The organism is Candidatus Thiodictyon syntrophicum, from assembly GCF_002813775.1.
GTDB lineage: Bacteria > Pseudomonadota > Gammaproteobacteria > Chromatiales > Chromatiaceae > Thiodictyon > Thiodictyon syntrophicum.
The window spans coordinates 6694692-6711082 of the sequence record NZ_CP020370.1 but is presented as its reverse complement, the minus strand read 5'-3'; the positions used below and the strand labels follow the sequence as shown (position 1 = coordinate 6711082).

Below are 16391 nucleotides of genomic sequence, written 5' to 3'. Positions count from 1 at the left end.
TAATGCTCTATCGGGAGGTGCCTTCCGCGCCCGCCCCCCAGCGGTCCGCCGCCTCCGCATCCGTCTCCCGCGCCTCCACCCAGCGCGGACCCTGCGCCGTCATCTCCTGTTTCCAGAAGGGCGCCCGGGTCTTGAGATAATCGATCAGGAACTCGCAGGCACGGAACGCCTCCCGGCGGTGCGCGCTCGCCACCCCGACGAAGACGATGGCCTCCTGGGGGCTCAGCGGACCGACCCGATGGACGATGCGGATGCCGAGCAGATCCCAGCGGGCGGCGGCCTCCGCGGCAATCGCCTCCAGGGCCTTCTCGGTCATTCCGGGGTAGTGCTCCAGGGTCATGGCGGTGACGGCGACCCCGGCGTTGAGGTCGCGCATCAGCCCCACGAAGGTGACGACGGCCCCCACCTCGGGGCGGCCCTGCCACAGTGGCTCCTGCTCGGCGGCCAGGTCGATGGGGTCCGATTGGACCCTTATGTGATGCATGGTGCGATTCCTGTTTGGCCGCGCGCAGTAGCCGCAGCGCCGATCGACCTCGCGCGAGCTTTCAATCCACTGTCCTCACAGCAGCTTCACCAGCGCCGCAAACACGCCAACCTGGGCGAGCATGAGCGTGATGATCCACATCAGGAGGATATTGCGGTCACGCTCGATCGCGGCCGTGATTTCGACACGGAAGTGCTCGAAGGCCGCGGCGATGAGCCGCGCCCGCGCCCGCTCGTCCGGCGCGCTGGCGAGCGCTTCATAGAGTTCGACGACGGAGCCCATGGGTCTGTCCCTCCGGGAAAAGTCAGCGGCAATGCGCGCGAGTTTAGCCCAGATCCAAGGCTGAAGCCTTGGACTCCGGGGGCAAGGTCCCGCCAGCTCTACCGTGCGGCGGCGGCCGACCTCGGCCCGTTCGGTCTTTGACAGTTTGCGCGCATCAAGGATACTTGAGTCTTCGCCCATCGAGCCGCCGAGTCTGCTATGAACGACAACTCCGACTTCAGCCTCTCCGGTCACTGGGCCGTGCTCCCGCCGGACCCGGACCCGACCGAGACCGATGAGTGGCTGCAAGCGCTCGATGCGGTCATCGAGCGCGAAGGCCGTGAGCGCGCCACCTTCCTGCTGCGTCGGCTCTTCGACCGGGCGCGCGTGTAGCGCGTGGCGCTGCCGCCGGTCTGGAGCACCCCCTACTGCAACACCATTGAGCTTGCCGAGCAGCCGCAGTTTCCGGGGACGCTCGCGACCGAGCAGCGCCTCGTCGCGCTGGTGCGCTGGAATGCCTTGGCGATGGTGGTGCGCGCGAACAACTTCTCCATGGAACTGGGCGGTCACATCGCGAGCTACGCCTCCGCCGCGGACCTCTTCGAGGTCGGCTTCAATCATTTCTTCCGCGCCGGTGAGGCCGGCGACCTGGTGTACTTCCAGCCCCACTCCGCGCCCGGCGTCTACGCGCGCGCCTTCCTCGAAGGGCGGTTGAGCGAGGCCCAACTCGATCACTACCGGCGCGAGGTCGGCGGCGCTGGCCTGTGCTCCTACTGCCACCCCTATCTGATGCCGCGGTTCTGGCAGTTTCCCACCGGCTCGATGGGGCTGGGCCCGCTCCAGGCCATCTATCAGGCGCGCTTCATGCGCTATCTCGAACACCGCGGGATAGCCGACACCGCGGGTCGCAAGGTCTGGGCCTTCGTCGGCGACGGGGAGATGGACGAGCCGGAGTCCCTGGCGGGGCTATCGCTCGCCGGGCGCGAGCGGCTGGACAACCTGATCGTGGTCGTGAACTGCAACCTGCAGCGCCTCGACGGTCCGGTGCGCGGCAATGGCTCCATCGTGCAGGAGCTCGAAGGACTCTTCGCCGGGGCGGGCTGGAACGTCATCAAGGTGCTGTGGGGCTCGGACTGGGACCCGCTCTTCGCCCGCGACCACGAAGCCGCCATCTTAAAGCGCCTGCACGAGACGGTCGACGGCGAGCTGCAGCAGTACGCCGCCACCGACGGGCGCTTCAACCGCGAGCAGTTCTTCAACAAGTACCCGGAACTGCAGGGGATCGTCGCCCACCTCTCCGACAGCGACATCGACCGGCTCAAGCGCGGCGGCCACGACCCGGTGAAGATCTACGCCGCCTACCACGCGGCGGTCGCCCACCGGGGCCAGCCGACCGTGATCCTGGCCCAGACCAAAAAGGGCTACGGGATGGGCCACTGGGGTCAGGGCAAGATGGGCTCCCACGGGCAGAAGAAGCTGGAGGCCGAGGCCCTGCTCGCCTTCCGCGACCGCTTCGACCTGCCGTTGTCGGATGCCGAGGTCACGGCCTTAAGCTTCTGTCGGCCGCCCGCCGACAGCCCCGAGATGAAATACCTGCACGCCTGCCGTCAGGCGCTCGGCGGCTATCTGCCGGCGCGCACGGCCAAGGGTCCGGCGCGCACCGCGCCGCCTGTGAGCGAGCTTGCCCGGTTCCTGGAGGGCGGGCATGAGCGCGAGGAGTCCACGACCATGGTGTTCGTGCAAATCCTCGCGCACCTGCTGCGCGACCCGGCGCTGGGGCCGACGCTGGTGCCCATCGTCGCCGACGAGGCGCGTACCTTCGGGATGCAGGCGCTGTTCCGGCAGGTCGCCATCTATTCCTCGCTCGGGCAACTCTACGAGCCCGAGGACCGAGACGAGCTGCTCTACTACAAGGAGGCCCGCGCCGGCCAGATCCTGGAGGAAGGCATCACCGAGGCCGGCGCCGTCGCCTCCTGGATCGCCGCCGCGACCAGCTACAGTACCCACGGCATGCCGCTGCTGCCCTTCTACATCTTCTATTCCGCCTTCGGCTACCGGCGCATCGGGGATCTCGTCTGGGCGGCCGGTGACTCGCGGGCCCGCGGCTTCCTGATCGGCGCCACCGCCGGCCGCACGACACTCTCGGGGGAGGGCCTGCAACACCAGGACGGCTCCAGCCACCTGCTGTTCTCCGTGGTGCCCAACTGCGTGGCCTACGATCCCTGCTTCGGCTACGAGTTGGCGGCCATCGTGCAGGACGGCATGAGGCGGATGTACCAGGACCAGGAGGACGTCTTCTACTACGTCACGGTGACGAATGAGAACTACGTCCACCCCGCTATGCCGGAGGGTGCGCAGGAGGGCATCCTGCGCGGTATGTACCGGCTGCGGGCGGCCGCGGACGGCCAAGGCGGGCCGCGCGTGCAACTGCTGGGCGCCGGCACCCTGCTGCGCGAGGCGCTGGCCGCCGCCGAGTTGTTGGAGCAAGACTGGGGCGTGGCCGCGGACCTGTGGAGCGTCACCAGCTTCACGGAACTGCGCCGCGACGGACTCGACGCCGAGCGGCGCAACCGGCTGCATCCGGGCGCGGCGCCCGTTCTGAGCTGGGTCGAGCAATGTCTTATGCCGACCGCGGGGCCGGTGGTCGCCGTGAGCGACTACCTGCGCTCGGTGCCGGATCTCATTCGCGCCTGGGTGCCGCGCCGCTACGTCGCCTTGGGCACCGACGGGTATGGGCGAAGCGATACCCGCGCGGCGCTGCGGCAGTTCTTCGAGGTGGACCGGCACCACATCGCGGTGGCCGCGCTCAAGGTGCTCGCCGACGAGGGGGCGCACGAGCCGTCCCGAGTCGAGGATGCCATTGCGCGCTACGGCATTGACGCGGGCTGCCCGAATCCTTGGGATTGCTGACGGGTTCCGCGGCCGCAGCGACGAACGAGTTCAATGCCGCGACTTGACCCGGGTCAGAACGCGCAAGAATCTACAGATGCGGCAGACTTAGGTGATAAGTTCGGCCTGCGAATGTTGACGCCACGCGACCAAGGGGGCGTTATGACTATCGCCAAGCAGCTAGCCCAACGACTTGGAAACCAAGTTAAAAAGTTACGCCGTCGGCGATCATTTCGAGCAGTTTATCCGTCGGCAGATAGACGCCGGACATTACACCAGCGCCGACCAAATTGTCAGGGAAGCCCTGCGCCTTCTGGAAACGCCGGAGCGGTTGCGCGAGATTGAGCTTGAGGAATACCGGGAGAAGATTCGCGAGGGAATAGAAAGCGCCCCGGCAATTCCCGCCGAAGAGGTTTTCGCACGCCTTGAAGCCAAGTATCAAGCAATGCTTGACCAACAGGCGTGAGTTGACCCATGCGCTGCAAAGTTTCGCGACTGGCCGACAGCGACCTTGAAGGAATCGCGGACTACATCGTCCGCGACAACCCGCGCCGGATCGGCGGCTGGTAGGGCATTACAATTACTATGGTCTACGGGGCAACTCGGCGGACCTGTGGCGCTTCTACCGAACGGCCGTCGTCTGCGCGTTCAAGTGGCTGAACCGGCGCGGGGGTAAGCGTAAGAGTTTCACCTGGGCGGCCTTCGGTCGCGCCATCGAAAAGCTTGGTATCGCCAAACCCCGCATCACCGAGTCGCGCTGCTTGCAATACGAACTGGTGTTTGCGTAAAACCTCGCGCTCGCGCGAAAGCGAGTACGACCGAGGAACCGGATGCGGGAAAACTGCACGTCCGGGTCTGTGGCGGGGGCTCCGGGTAACCGGAGTCCCTACGCCGGAGGCTTTTTGTTACCAGGGCATAAGTCAAGACCTGACCCCATCCGCCATGACCCCATCCGCCAGACAGGTCCACCGTGTCGTCGTCCTCATCGAAGTTGAGCAGCCGCCGGTCCGACAGGGCGATGCGATGGCTGTAGCGGCCCAAATACTCGATCACGGTATCGGTGCGCGCCAGGCAGGGCTTGGAATAGACCACCCACTCGGGCTGCATCAGGGCGCTCAAGACCCGCTCGACCTCCGCCGCCGTGATCCGCGCCAGGCGCCCCTCCTTGAAGGCCCGGCGCAGCCGGCTGACCAAACCGCCGCGAAAGTGCCGCGACAGCGCCCGCACCGGGAACAGATAGGTGCTCGTGGCCGGATGCCAGGTCCCGTCGGCCCCAAAGGCCCCGCCCGGCACCAGACAGTGCAGGTGGACATGGCGCACCAGGGTCTGCCCCCAGGTGTGCAGCATCGCCGTCATCCCCAACTGCCCGTCCAGGCGCTTGGGGTCCTCACCGAAGGCGGACAAGGTCGCCCAGACGGTCTCGAGCAGCAGGCCATAGATCACCTCGGGGTGGACCTCCACCCAACCGTTGAGGGTGTCGGGCAGGGTGAAGACCAGATGGTGGTAGGTCACCGGCAGCACCGCCGCACGCTGGCGTTCGACCCAGTCTTCAGAGGCCCGACGTTGGCAGCGCGGGCAATGGCGATCACGGCAGGCGTGATAGAGAAAGGGGCAATCCCCACACTGGTCGCACTCCAGGGCAAAGCCGCCCAAGGCGGCGGTACGACAGTCCAGGATGTGGTGACAGACCTGCCATTGGTGCGGGCTCAACGGGTGATGTTCGGCATAACCGGACAGGCAGGCCGCCATGACCGCTTGCAGGGAGGCATTAGCCATGGTCAACCCCCAACTGCGCAATCAGGTCCAGCGCGCCCTCGCCCTCACTGGCACTGGACAGCCAATGCACATAGCGCAGGGTGGTCTGGATGCTGCGGTGGCCCATCAACCGTTGCAGGCGCTCCACCGACAAACCGCCCGCCAATTGATGGGTGGCGTAGGCGTGACGCTTATGCCGATCTCGGCATAAGCGGCACAGCTTTGCGACGCATCTGCTGATGGGTGGCTACGAGGTCCGCACGGTGCAGGAACTGCTGGGGCATGCCGAGGTGTCCACGACCATGATCTATACGCAGGTGCTCGATCGCGGGGGTCAGGGGGTGCAGAGTCCGTTGGATGCGCTGGGCTAGCGCAGATGATGGGTTTCGCTGCGCTCTACCCATCCTACCGACAAACCGCGACTTCGCTTTGTCTCTTCCGGGGCCTCGATCATCATCCCGGCGACTGGGAGCGCCGCACCCCAGTGCGGCGCGATCTCGCAAACGACTGTGGCATCACCTGTTGCCGATAGGCCGGGCCGCACTGGGGTGCGGCGCTCCCAGTCGGTCGGCCTGAAGGCCGACCCACAAGCCTCGGTGGCCGGGACGATGATCAAGGCCTCTTCCGGGCGTCTTGGCGTCTTGGCATGGGCAATTGCCGGATTCAGGCTGAATGGTTGCCGGCCTTCCACCGCAGAAGCCGCGTCGTGGCTGGCAGGATGCCCGCCGCACCGATCGCAGCGAGCGGAACCCCGGCCGTCCACAGCAGATGTCCGGGGTCGATGGCGGGCAGGCCCAGCCACCAGGCGCGCAGCGCCGGGAGCAACAGGTTGACTCCCAGGTACAGGCCGGCGGCGAGGATCAGGGCCGACTGGACCCGACCGGGGCGGGCGAGCAGGGCCCACAGGGCGAGGAAGTAGACGCCGATGCCGATCAGGCGGTGGCTGTCGGCGGGCGTGAGGCCCCCCAGGTGGGCGAGCGCGTCCTGACCGTGGACGGCGAGGAGGATGCGCAGGGCGTTGGCGGTGAGGGTGGTGACCCAGGCCGTCCCGGCGGCGATGAGAACCGTCGCGAGCGGCGCGGACCGCTGCCGCCAGCGCCAGAGCCAGGCGAGCCAGACGGTCAGCAGGAAGTTGCCGCCGGCACAGGCCTTCACCAGCACCACCCGGTGCCCGACGTCGAGCCAGACCCCGCCGGGCTGGGGCTCGAAGGCGAGACCGCCGACCCGGTTCAGCACCTCGGCCAGGGGCGCGAGCAGCCATTGCAGCTGCCCGGCCCCGGCGAGGCCGTAGCCCTGCTTGAGGGCCACGACCGCCAACAGGACCAGGCCCCAGTGCCAGGCCTGCAACCCGGTCCTGCACTCAGCACCGGCCATGGCGCAGCCCCCGGGCGGACCCGGCCGCCGCCGGCCCCTTCCGGTTCAGGCCCCGATTCAGGACCCGGTTCAGGAAGGGGACGAGGAACAGCAGCAGCGCCAGCCAGACCGCCTCCGGCTCCGGCATGGGGTTCGGCGCCAGGGCCAGTGCCGAGACCCCCTGGGGCAGCGGCAGGGGTTGTTGGACGGTGCGGGCGCCGCCCTGCGGGTTGGCGATCACCTCATCGACGCCGACGAAGGAGGTGTAGCGGGTCAGGAGGCCGTAGCGCAGGCCCAGGCTCAGGATCGCGTCCCGGTTCGCCTCCACGCCCTCGCCCGCCTGGTCCGACAGGCGCACCAGCCGCTGTCTGGCCCAGAGCACCGGCAGCAGGCCCGCATCCTCCCCGCTGGTGGCCTCGGCGAGCGGTAAGGCGGTGCTGTATTCGCCCTCCGCGGTGCGCCCGGTCACTTCCAGGCGGGCATCCGGACCGGCGGCGCGGTATTTGCCGAGCACCACGATGGGGCGCTCCGCGAGCATCACCGGGATCTCCCGGGGTTCCAGATCATAGAGTTCCACCCCCTGTCCCTGGACTCGGATGCCGCTCAGGAGCGGCGCATCGACGTAGCGACGGAAGCGCTCGCCGACCTCCAGGGCCGCGGCGGAGTCGGTGACCACGAAGGGCTCGCCGGCCCCGGCCTGGGCCATGGACTCGATCAGGAAGCGGTTCACCGAGCTGCCGATGCCGAAGGCGAACAGGTTGCTGTCGTTCAGGTTGAGGCGGATCAGGTCGTAGACGCCGCGCTCGGCGCTGATGAAGCCGTCGGTCACCACCACGACACTGCGCGCCAGGTCCGGGGTGCGCGGCATCGCGAAGGCACGCTCCAGGGCCGCACCGAGTTCAGTGCCGCCGCCGCCCTGCCGGCTGTTCAGCACCGCGACGGCGTGGCGGATGTTCTCCGGGGTGGCGGCCAGCGGCGTGGGCGAGAGTACGTCTGAGCCCCCCGAGAAGAACAGGATGTTGAAGGTCTCCTGCGGGCGCAGCCCGGCGAGCAGACGGGCCATCAGGGCGCCCGCTGTCTGCAGTGGGAAGCCGTTCATGGAGCCCGAGACATCCACCACGAAGAGAAACTCGCGTCGCATGATCTGCGCCGGCGCGACGCGCTGGGGCGGCTGGGCCATCAGCAGGAAGTAGTGCTCAGCCTCGCGGGTGTAGGTCATGAGGCCGGAGAGCACCTGGTCGCCCGCCAGGCGGAAGCGCAGCACGAAGTCCCGATTCCCGGCCTCGGTCTCGGCCGGGTCCAGGGCGACGTGCGCCGCGCGGTCGCTGTCCCAGCGCGTCGTCACCTTGTGCTGCACCACGCGCAGGTCGCGGATCGGCACCGGGCTCGCCAGGGTCACCGTGATCCCGGTGGCGATGGCGGCGGGATTGCGGCCCTCCTGGTCGGTCTGCGCATAGGGGTTGCCGATCCACTTGGCGTCCGACTGGCCCTGGCTGGTTTCCGCGCCCGGGTCGCGGAGCGGGTCGCCGCCGTAGCGCGGCCCGACCACGGTCGGATAGACCAGCTCATAGACGCCCTGCTCCGGGGTCAGCAGTTCGCTGTAGTCCAGGGTCAGTTCCAGCGCATCGCCCGGCATGATGTTGGCCACGTCCATGGCGAACACGTTGGGCCTCTGCTGGTCCAGCAGCGCGGTCCGCTTGCCCTGGGCGGCGGCCTCCTGGAAGGTCCGGGCCGCCTCGCCTTTCTCCTTGATCTCGGCCCAGATCACCCGTTCGCCGATGCGCATGGTGAGGCCATGCACCGCGGCGCGGGTGGAGCCGGGGAAGACGTAGCGGGCGTTGATGGGCCGGGTACCGGCGTTGCCATAGCGCTGGGTCACGCGGACCTGGGCGATGGGGCCGTCGATGCGGATCTCGGCGTGGCTGGACTTCAGCGGCAACTGGTCCAGGGCCGGGTCGCCGTCCGGGATCCAGAGCCGGGGCGCCAGGCTGCGGTCGCAGCCGTCGCAGTCCGCGGCCGGGACGGGGCCGGACAGCAGGCCCAGACAGACGATGATGGGAAGCAGAACGCGGTGCATGGTCATCTCCTCTCGATGGATTGGGTATGACCAGCTTAGGCAGGGGGCGTGGGGGGCTCGTGGGGCCTCGGTGAGGCTCGGGTGTGGATTGGATGTGGATTGCGTGGGGGGGCGGGCGCTGGGATCGGCTCCAGATCGCGTCGGCCTGCTTGGCGAAGGTCGGCGTTTCAACCAGCAATTCCGAATTCGACCGCCCGGCGGCCGGCTGGGTCTTGCACCGCCGACTTCAGTCGGCGAGAGTCCAGGCGAACGCAGCGTAACCGGTCGATTTCTTGGCACTTCCGGCTCGCGCCGGCTAGCGGTCGTGACAGGGGCTCGGGGCACTCGGGACGCAGAGCGTCCCAGGATGCATTCCCACGCGGAGCGTGGGAACGAGCGGGCCCAGCGAGCCCCGGAGACGCCTGACTTTCACAGTAACCGCCTCGCCTCCCGCCTCACTCCTCCCGCCTCACTCCTCACTCCTCACGCCCTACGGGCAAGCGCAAGCTGGCCTCGGCGCCGCCCTCAGGGTGGTTGCGCAGGCCCACTGCCCCCCGATGCAGACGGGCCACCTCCTGCACCAGATTGAGGCCCAGGCCGCTGCCCCGCTTGCCGGTGTCGGGACGGGGCGTCGAATAGAAACGCTCGAAGAGTCGCGGCATGGCATAGTCGGGGATGCCCGGTCCCTGGTCGCGGACGCGCACGCAGGCCCGCTCGCCATCGCCGTCGAGCACGATGGCGATGCGTCCCCCGGCGGGGCTGAAGTCGATGGCGTTGTCCAGCAGGTTGCCGAGTGCCTGACGCAACAGGAAGCGGCTGCCCCGGACCCGCACCTGGGCCAGCCCGGCGTCGATGGCCAGCGACTTGGCGGCCAGCCAGTGGGCGCGGGCCGCCAGCACCTCCTGGACCAGATCCCCCAGGGCGACCTCCTCCACCTCCTCCAGGCGGCCCCGACTCTCGGCCCGCGCCAGGTCGAGTACGCCCTCGACGATGCGGCGCAGGCGCTCGGTCTCGGCCGCGATGTTGGTTTCCAGTCGGCTGCGGCGGGCCGGGTCGGTCTCGTCCGCCAGCAATTCGACCGCACCCCGGATGCCGGCGATGGGGCTCTTGAGTTCGTGGGCGAGCAGTTGGGAGACCTTCTCGACATGGGCCTTGCCGTCCAGTTCGCAGCGCAGGCGCTCCAGGGCCTGGGCCAGGCGGCGCAGCTCGCTGCGCCCCACGATGGGGATGCGGTCGCGCCGGCCCTCGGCCACCTCGTTCGCATAGCCCACCAGACGCCGCAGGTCGCGGGTCATCCAGTAGGAAAAGCCGAGCGCCAGCAGCAGCGCCAGCAGGAACAGCCAGAGCGCGGACTCCCAGGCCTGCGACCCGGCCAGGTCGATGAAGCTCTGGAAGGAACGGGCCGGCTTGCCCACCGACAGGACGCCCACCAGCCGCCCGTCGCGCGCGATCGGTGCGGCCACATACATGACGGAGCTGACCTCGTCGGCCGGGTCCTGCCGGGTGGTGCGGGCGCCGTACTCGCCCCTCAGGGTGCGGGCCACGTCCTGCCAACGCGAGTAGTCCCGCCCCAGGTCTGCGCCGGAACTGTCGAAGACCACCAGTCCAGTGGCATCGGTGACATAGATCCGCAGGTTCGGGTCCTCCTTCAGGACCCCGTAGATACGGGCCTGAAAGCGGCGCTGCCGGTAGGCGCCGGCGATGGCGTCGATGCCCGCCGTGTCGAGGCGGTCGCCCGCCATGTCCCGGCCGGCCAACTCGGCCAGGAGGTTTGCGGTCTGCACCAGGGTCTCCTCCACTGACTGGCGCACGCCGGGCACCAGTTCATCGGTGAACAGCTTCATCGCCAGCAATACGGCCACGGCCGTCACGATGACATAGCCGGCGAAGAACCGGACGAAGAAGTTCAACCTGCATCTCCGGTCCCGTCGCCGATCCCTTCTCGCATCGGGGCCTCCCGAATCAGGCTGTAGCCCAGACCACGATGGGTGCGAATGGGCTCCAGGTCCGGCGCAAGCAGGGCCAGCTTGGCGCGCAGGGCCTTGATGTGGGTGTCGACCGACCGCGCCAGGCTGGCCTCGGCGAGCCCCGCCGCGTCCATCAGTTCGCCGCGGCTGAAGACCCGCTCCGGTCGGGCCGCCAGGGTCTTGAGCATCAGATACTCGGCGCGGCTCAGCTCCAGCGGCACGCCGCGACAGCAGATGAGCGCCCGTTCCTCGTCGACCGCGATCAGACGCGGCGGCGGCGCGCAGGGTGCGGGTGGCGGCGGGTCGGCAGACCGGCGGCTGCGGCGCAGGATGCTCTTCACCCGGGCGGCGAGCTCGCGGGGGCTGAAGGGCTTCGGCACATAGTCGTCGGCGCCGATCTCCAGGCCGACCACGCGGTCGATCTCGTCGGTGCGGGCGGTGAGGAAGATGACGGGGAGGTCCGAGAACCCGCGCAGCGTCCGGCACAGGTCGAACCCGTTGCCGTCCGGCAGCCCCACGTCCAGGATGACCAGGTCCAGGCCGCCGGCCCGCAACTGTGCCAGGCCCTCCCCGGCGAGGGCGACGTGTCGGCAGTCAAGGCCGTCGCGGGCCAGGGCCAGGATCACGTTCTCGGCGATGGACAGGTCGTCTTCGACCAGCAGGATGGTGGCGGTCATGTCGCGGCTCCGGTGTCGCTGTCCGTCCAAGCCCGGTCGGCGGCGCCGGTCAACACGATGGAATGATCGGCGTAGTCTTTCAGCCCTTGAACAGGGCTCGGACCGCCGGTTCCAGCGCCGGTCCGACGGCGCCCACGACCACGTTGAGCATGCCGAGTGCCAGGTTCACGGCCATCAATTTACGCACGACACTGAGCTTGGCCGCGGCCCAGCCCCAGTTCTCGTAACCGTCGGCGATGCGAATCATCTGGCGATGGGGGAAGGCGAAGATCCAGGCGAAGATCAGGGTCATGACGAGCGCGATGCCCATCATGATGTGCACATGCAGGCCGACCTGCTTGCCGTAGGCGGCGACGGCGATCCACAAGCCGCTGACCCAGAGGGTCGCGATCGCGACCCAGACCCAGGGGAAGAAGCGCCGGAAGATCCCGATGGCCAACCTGACGCGCTGTGCCGGGTCCGCCACGCCTTTCAGGGTGGGCCGGACGGCGAAGATGGCGAAGAACATGCCGCCGACCCAAACGGTGCTGGCCAGTTCGTGCAGGGCGAGGGGGATTGCGGCGTTGAGATTCATCACTGCACTCTTTTCATCTTGGTAGACCAACAGCAGTCAGGGGTTTGGTATGGGCACAGCGGGGGTGGCGGTGCCGAGCGCGTCACGATCGACCAGGACCCGGGCCCTGCCCAGGGCCGCGACCCGCGCCACCGGAAGCTCGGCGCCGGCGCGCCAGGCGGCCAGGGCCGGGGCCTTGTCCGCCCCCGTCACCAGGATCAGCAGTGCGCGGGTGGCGGCCAATGCCCGCGGCGTCAACGAGACCCGCCGCGGCGGGGGCTTGGGCGCGTCTGCGACCGGGATGACCAAGGGGCCTGAGGGGACCGCATGGCCGGGGAAGAGGCTGGCGGTATGTCCGTCCTCCCCCATGCCGAGCAGGACCAGATCAAACGGGAGCCGCGGCTCCAGGATCGCCTGATAGGCCGCGGCCGCGGCCGTGGAGCCGCGCTCGGCCGGGATCAGATGCACATTCTCTGCCGGGATCGGCACCCGGTCCAGAAAGCACTGCGCGGCGGCCAGACTGTTGCGACCCGGATCAGCGGCCGGCAGGCAGCGCTCGTCGCCGAAGAAGATATGCCAGCGGGACCAGTCGGCCGCCGCGCCGACGAGTCGTGCGTAGGCGGCGAGCGGCGTGCGCCCGCCCGCCAGCACCAGGTGGAAACGCCCGTGCCCGCGGATGGCAAGCTCCGCGGCCGACAGGATAACATCCGCCGCCCGGGCGGCGACCTGTGGCGCGTCGGCGAGCATCTCGAAGTCGACGGGACCCTCTGACATGGCGCTTTGCTCCGGCCTTCTTTACACTCCCGGGCATTTTGCGGGCCGGTCTCGCCGCCGCCGAGCCTCACTTGCCAGCCAGGGATCCAATGAAAATTCTGTTGGTCGATGATTCGAAGTCCGCCCGCTACGCCTTGCGCCTCCAGCTTCAACGCTGTGGCGTGGAGGTCGAAACCGCGGCCTCCGCGGAGGCCGCCTTCGAACTGCTGAGGGGCGAGCTGCCGGACGCCATCCTGATGGATCACATGATGCCCGGGCTCAACGGCTTCGAGGCGCTCGAGGTCATCCGCGCGGACCCCCGTACCGCGGCGATCCCGGTGGTCATGTGCACCTCCCATGAGGACGCCGACTTTGCCGCGGCGGCCCGCCGACGGGGTGCGGTGGCGATTCTACCGAAGTCGGCGGCCCAGGAGAAACTCCCGGACCTGCTCGAGCGGCTGCGCACCGGGAGCGACCGGTACCCATCCCCGCCCGGCCAGGACCCCGTGCCGACGCGTCCGCCCGTCCTCGCGCGCGTTCCCACACCCGCCTCGGACCAGGACCCGGAACTGGCGCGACTGATCGAGAAGGCGGCGGGCGGACTCATCGACGAACGCATCGAGTCGCGGGTGGTCGGGCTGATCGAGCCGCTGCTGCGGGACCTGGAGATTGGCCTCTCCGAACGCCTGCTGGCCGCCTCCCGGCAACTCATCGAGTCGCGGCTTGCCGAACTGCTGGAAGGGCTGGAGGCACGCTTGGCCGCTGAGCGCGAGGCCGACGTGCAGACGCACACCGGGCGTCTCAGCCCCGAGCTCCGCGCCGTCGCCGACCATCTGGTGCAGGAGGCCCTGCCCGATCTGGTCAGGGTCGAGGTCGAGGTGGAGCGCGCCCAGGTCCTGGGTCTGGTCGATCAATACCTGCGTGAAGCCACGGCCCAGGGTACGGCCACCGGGGACCGGGCCGAAGAGCGCCTGGCCGGGCTCGACGCCGCCATCGCCGCCAAGGCCAGAGAGGTGGCCAGGCGCGAGGCGAGCGAGGTCGCGGAGGGCGCCGTCGTGCGCGCCCGGCGGATTGCCGAGCAGACGCTGCGGCAGGTCCGCGCCAGCCTGACCTTCGTCTACCTCGCGATCCTGGGGGCGGCCCTGATCGGTGTCCTGGCCGCGGCCGCCGGCTATTTGCTGCGGCAGTAAAGCGGTCCTCCGCGGCCTGCGGCGCTGCTTGAAGTAGCCGCTAGATACCTCTGACTTGTAATGCATTTCTTGCATCCGGTGTCCTTGCTATCAGCAGGACATCCGCCTATGCTTTGAAGCGATTGCCGCCGCGCGACGGGCGCCTTGCAGCGGCCGCGGATTCCCGTGCCGATCGCTGACCCGGCCCGTCGGCACTGCGGCGGCGTTTTCGACCACTTTGGGGGAGCATCGAGGATGTACGAGCAAACGCCTGACAGCGATCATCCGAACCTGTTCAATCAGCAGTTTTTTCTCAATCGACGAGGATTTCTCGCGGCCCTGGTCGCCACCGCGGCCGGAGCGCTGTGTGGGGCACCAAGCTTCGCCCGGGCCGACTACGCCGCCAGTTCCGGCCTTCAGCGCCAGGTCGCCGAACTGCTGGGCCGGATGAAGGCCGGCGGTCTGATCGGGGCGAACGAGCGCACCGCCTGGTCGGTCTACGATTTCACCACGGGCAAAAAGCTGGTCGCGATCAACGAGGACGCGCCGCGGCAGGCGGCGAGCATGATCAAGCCCTTCGTTGCCCAGGCCTATTTCTTCGAGGCCAAGAACGCACCGAGGCGGGTGCGCTATACCGAGGACGTGCGCGCGACCATGGCGCGCTCGATCCAGCACAGCAACAACGGCGCCACCAACCGTCTTATCGACCTGGTGAGCACCCACTCGTCCGGGCGCGGGCCGCGCGACGTCGAGGTCGTCCTCAAGAGCAACGCCCCCACGGTTTTTCAGCAGACCCGCGTGGTCGAGAAGATCCCCGCCAACGGCCGAACCTTCCGCAACCTCGCCTCCGCCAACGACTATACCCGCTTCCTGATCTCGCTCTGGCAGGGTCGCCTCCCCTACAGCGAGGAACTGAAGTACCTGATGGGCCTGCCCAACCGCGACCGTATCTGCCACGGGGTCGATGCCATGCCGGACTCGGTGCGGGTCTATGACAAGACCGGCTCCACCTCCCAGTTGTGCGGCGACATGGGCATCATCGAGGCGCGCAACCTGCGCGGCCAGCGTGTCCCCTATGTCTTCGTCGGCATCATCGAGCGGCCCGACAGCGCCAAGAACTACGCGACCTGGATCACCCGGCGCAGCAACGCCATCCGCGCCGTCTCCAATCTGGTCTATCTGGACATGAAGGACCGCTACCGGTTGGAGTGACGCCCGGGGCCGGTCCCACTGGGCGCAATTCCCCATACCGGTCTGACGGTCGAGCGAGAGCCAAAAAATTAGACAGGATTAACAGGATTTTGCAGGATTAACAGGATTACCTAGGGCGCGATGTGCATCGACGATACATCCTGTAAATCCTTTTAATCCTGTCTATTTGAAACCGGCACGCACGGGCTTCGGCGCTGGGTGCTTGGCCGCTGGGTCCTCACTCCGCGGCCAAGCCTCGCCACTGCGCATCCTCCAGCGTGACAGGCAAGAACGGCGTGCGATCCGGTCGGCCCTCGGCGTGGAGCCAGCGCGGCGGGGCGTTGCGGCGCGGATAGGCCGGCAGCGCGATCAGGGCGCTGGAGCGGGTGCCGAACCCGTCCGGACGCTCCTGCACCATGGCCGCCTCCGGTCCCAGGGACTCGGGATAGTCGGGGTCGGCGAGCAGCGCGCGCCAGGCGGCCCAGTCGCCGGACTCCGGCCGCGGGAGCGCGGCGGCGAGAAAGCGCGGGCGATGCAGGGCAATGCGCGGGTGCTCGGGGTCATCCAGTTCGGTGGCGCTCAAGAGATGCAGGCCGGGCGGGATGGGGTGGACACGGATGGGCCCCGCGCCGTCGTGGCGCACCCAATAGGCGCGGCCGGGGTCGGCCAGCACCAGGTTGAATGGCCGGTAGGCGGCCGGATTCAGATCGGCCAGGGCCCCGGCGGCCGCGTCGGCCTCCGCGTGGTCCAGGGCCTCCAGCACCAACTCACCGCGGCTGCGCTTGCCAGCCGCGGGCCCCAGGGTGCCGGTGCGGTTCATGACGGCGGCGACCAGGCCGTCGTCGTTGAGGCCGAGCCAACTTCCGCCGGCCGCGACATCCAGGCCGGCAACCACCCCCGGGCGGTCGGGCCAGTGCCGGGCGGGCGGCACCGCGGCGCGCCGGCCCAGTTCGTCGCGATTGGCGGCGATCAGGACCGGCCAGGGGTGACCCGGGCGCCGCAGGATGATAAGGGTGCACACTCAGGCCAACTCCGAGTATTCGCGCTTGGCCTGCAGGACCTTGCCACCGGTAAATTTGTGCAGGAGTTTGAAGACCTTGCGCTGGGCGATCTGATTGGTGCTCGTCGGCTCCCCGATCATCTCCAGGCGGGCCTGAAAATAGGCAATATCCGCCTCCAGCCGCGCCAGACGAACCCGATGGCGCTGACGCTCCTGGTTGACCACGGACTCCGGATTAACCATGTTCTTTCGTGTTGCGAGTGCTGCCGCTGCGGGGCCCGGT

Annotated in this window: 14 protein-coding genes and 3 pseudogenes; 5 read left to right on the top strand and 12 right to left on the bottom strand. The window is 68.5% G+C overall.

Features of this window, described 5'->3' with window-relative positions; translation table 11 throughout:
- Positions 1-7 precede the first annotated feature (7 nt).
- Together moaE and THSYN_RS28745 are read right to left on the bottom strand one after the other, a co-directional pair.
- Positions 8-484, bottom strand: coding sequence for a molybdopterin synthase catalytic subunit MoaE (moaE, locus tag THSYN_RS28750; RefSeq protein WP_100922142.1), 477 nt, complete (start codon positions 482-484; stop codon positions 8-10).
- 75 nt (positions 485-559) lie between these two features.
- A complete protein-coding gene (locus THSYN_RS28745; protein WP_100922141.1) occupies positions 560-766 on the bottom strand; it encodes a hypothetical protein in 207 nt (68 codons plus the stop codon).
- Positions 767-964: 198 nt separating this feature from the next.
- Between THSYN_RS28745 and mdeB the strand changes: the two are divergent.
- A pseudogene (gene mdeB, locus THSYN_RS28740) lies at positions 965-3655 on the top strand (alpha-ketoglutarate dehydrogenase).
- A gap of 172 nt (positions 3656-3827) precedes the next feature.
- Positions 3828-4100, top strand: a complete 273-nt coding sequence (locus THSYN_RS28735) for a type II toxin-antitoxin system ParD family antitoxin (RefSeq protein ID WP_100922140.1) — start codon at positions 3828-3830, stop codon at positions 4098-4100.
- Positions 4101-4594: 494 nt separating this feature from the next.
- On the opposite strand, the pseudogene THSYN_RS28730 reads toward THSYN_RS28735, so the two are convergent.
- Positions 4595-5410: pseudogene (locus THSYN_RS28730) on the bottom strand (IS91 family transposase); the annotation flags it as partial.
- Complete coding sequence (locus tag THSYN_RS28725) at positions 5403-5537, bottom strand: hypothetical protein (RefSeq protein ID WP_236848738.1); 135 nt, start codon at positions 5535-5537, stop codon at positions 5403-5405. The gene THSYN_RS28725 and the pseudogene THSYN_RS28730, both read right to left, overlap by 8 nt.
- Positions 5538-5601: 64 nt before the next feature.
- On the opposite strand from THSYN_RS28725, the pseudogene THSYN_RS28720 reads away from it, so the two are divergent.
- Positions 5602-5760: pseudogene (locus THSYN_RS28720) on the top strand (tyrosine-type recombinase/integrase); the annotation flags it as partial.
- A gap of 292 nt (positions 5761-6052) precedes the next feature.
- Here the strand turns inward: THSYN_RS28720 and THSYN_RS28715 are convergent.
- From THSYN_RS28715 to pgl, 6 genes are all read right to left on the bottom strand, one after another.
- Positions 6053-6763, bottom strand: a complete 711-nt coding sequence (locus THSYN_RS28715; protein WP_157817994.1) for a hypothetical protein — start codon at positions 6761-6763, stop codon at positions 6053-6055.
- Complete coding sequence (locus THSYN_RS28710; protein ID WP_100922138.1) at positions 6750-8819, bottom strand: VIT domain-containing protein; 2070 nt, start codon at positions 8817-8819, stop codon at positions 6750-6752. The genes THSYN_RS28715 and THSYN_RS28710 overlap by 14 nt, the downstream gene beginning before the upstream one ends.
- Positions 8820-9274: 455 nt before the next feature.
- Positions 9275-10708, bottom strand: a complete 1434-nt coding sequence (gene creC / locus THSYN_RS28705; RefSeq protein WP_100922137.1) for a two-component system sensor histidine kinase CreC — start codon at positions 10706-10708, stop codon at positions 9275-9277.
- Entirely contained in the window at positions 10705-11442 is a 738-nt protein-coding gene (gene creB / locus THSYN_RS28700; protein ID WP_100922136.1) for a two-component system response regulator CreB, read from the bottom strand. Before creB ends, creC begins: the two co-directional genes overlap by 4 nt.
- A gap of 79 nt (positions 11443-11521) precedes the next feature.
- The gene (locus tag THSYN_RS28695) at positions 11522-12016 is read right to left on the bottom strand and encodes a hypothetical protein (RefSeq protein ID WP_100922135.1); all 495 of its coding nucleotides are present in this window, start codon (positions 12014-12016) and stop codon (positions 11522-11524) included.
- Positions 12017-12052: 36 nt separating this feature from the next.
- Complete coding sequence (gene pgl / locus THSYN_RS28690; protein WP_100922134.1) at positions 12053-12769, bottom strand: 6-phosphogluconolactonase; 717 nt, start codon at positions 12767-12769, stop codon at positions 12053-12055.
- Positions 12770-12858: 89 nt separating this feature from the next.
- Between pgl and THSYN_RS28685 the strand changes: the two genes are divergently transcribed.
- Both THSYN_RS28685 and THSYN_RS28680 read left to right on the top strand, forming a co-directional pair.
- On the top strand, positions 12859-13938 hold the full coding sequence (locus tag THSYN_RS28685) for a response regulator (protein WP_100922133.1): 1080 nt from the start codon (positions 12859-12861) through the stop codon (positions 13936-13938).
- Positions 13939-14172: 234 nt separating this feature from the next.
- On the top strand, positions 14173-15129 hold the full coding sequence (locus THSYN_RS28680) for a serine hydrolase (RefSeq protein WP_100922132.1): 957 nt from the start codon (positions 14173-14175) through the stop codon (positions 15127-15129).
- A gap of 217 nt (positions 15130-15346) precedes the next feature.
- Here THSYN_RS28680 and THSYN_RS28675 read toward each other — a convergent pair whose 3' ends face one another.
- On the bottom strand, positions 15347-16129 hold the full coding sequence (locus THSYN_RS28675; protein WP_100922131.1) for an NRDE family protein: 783 nt from the start codon (positions 16127-16129) through the stop codon (positions 15347-15349).
- Positions 16130-16351, bottom strand: a complete 222-nt coding sequence (locus THSYN_RS28670) for a hypothetical protein (protein ID WP_100922130.1) — start codon at positions 16349-16351, stop codon at positions 16130-16132.
- Positions 16352-16391: the final 40 nt, after the last annotated feature.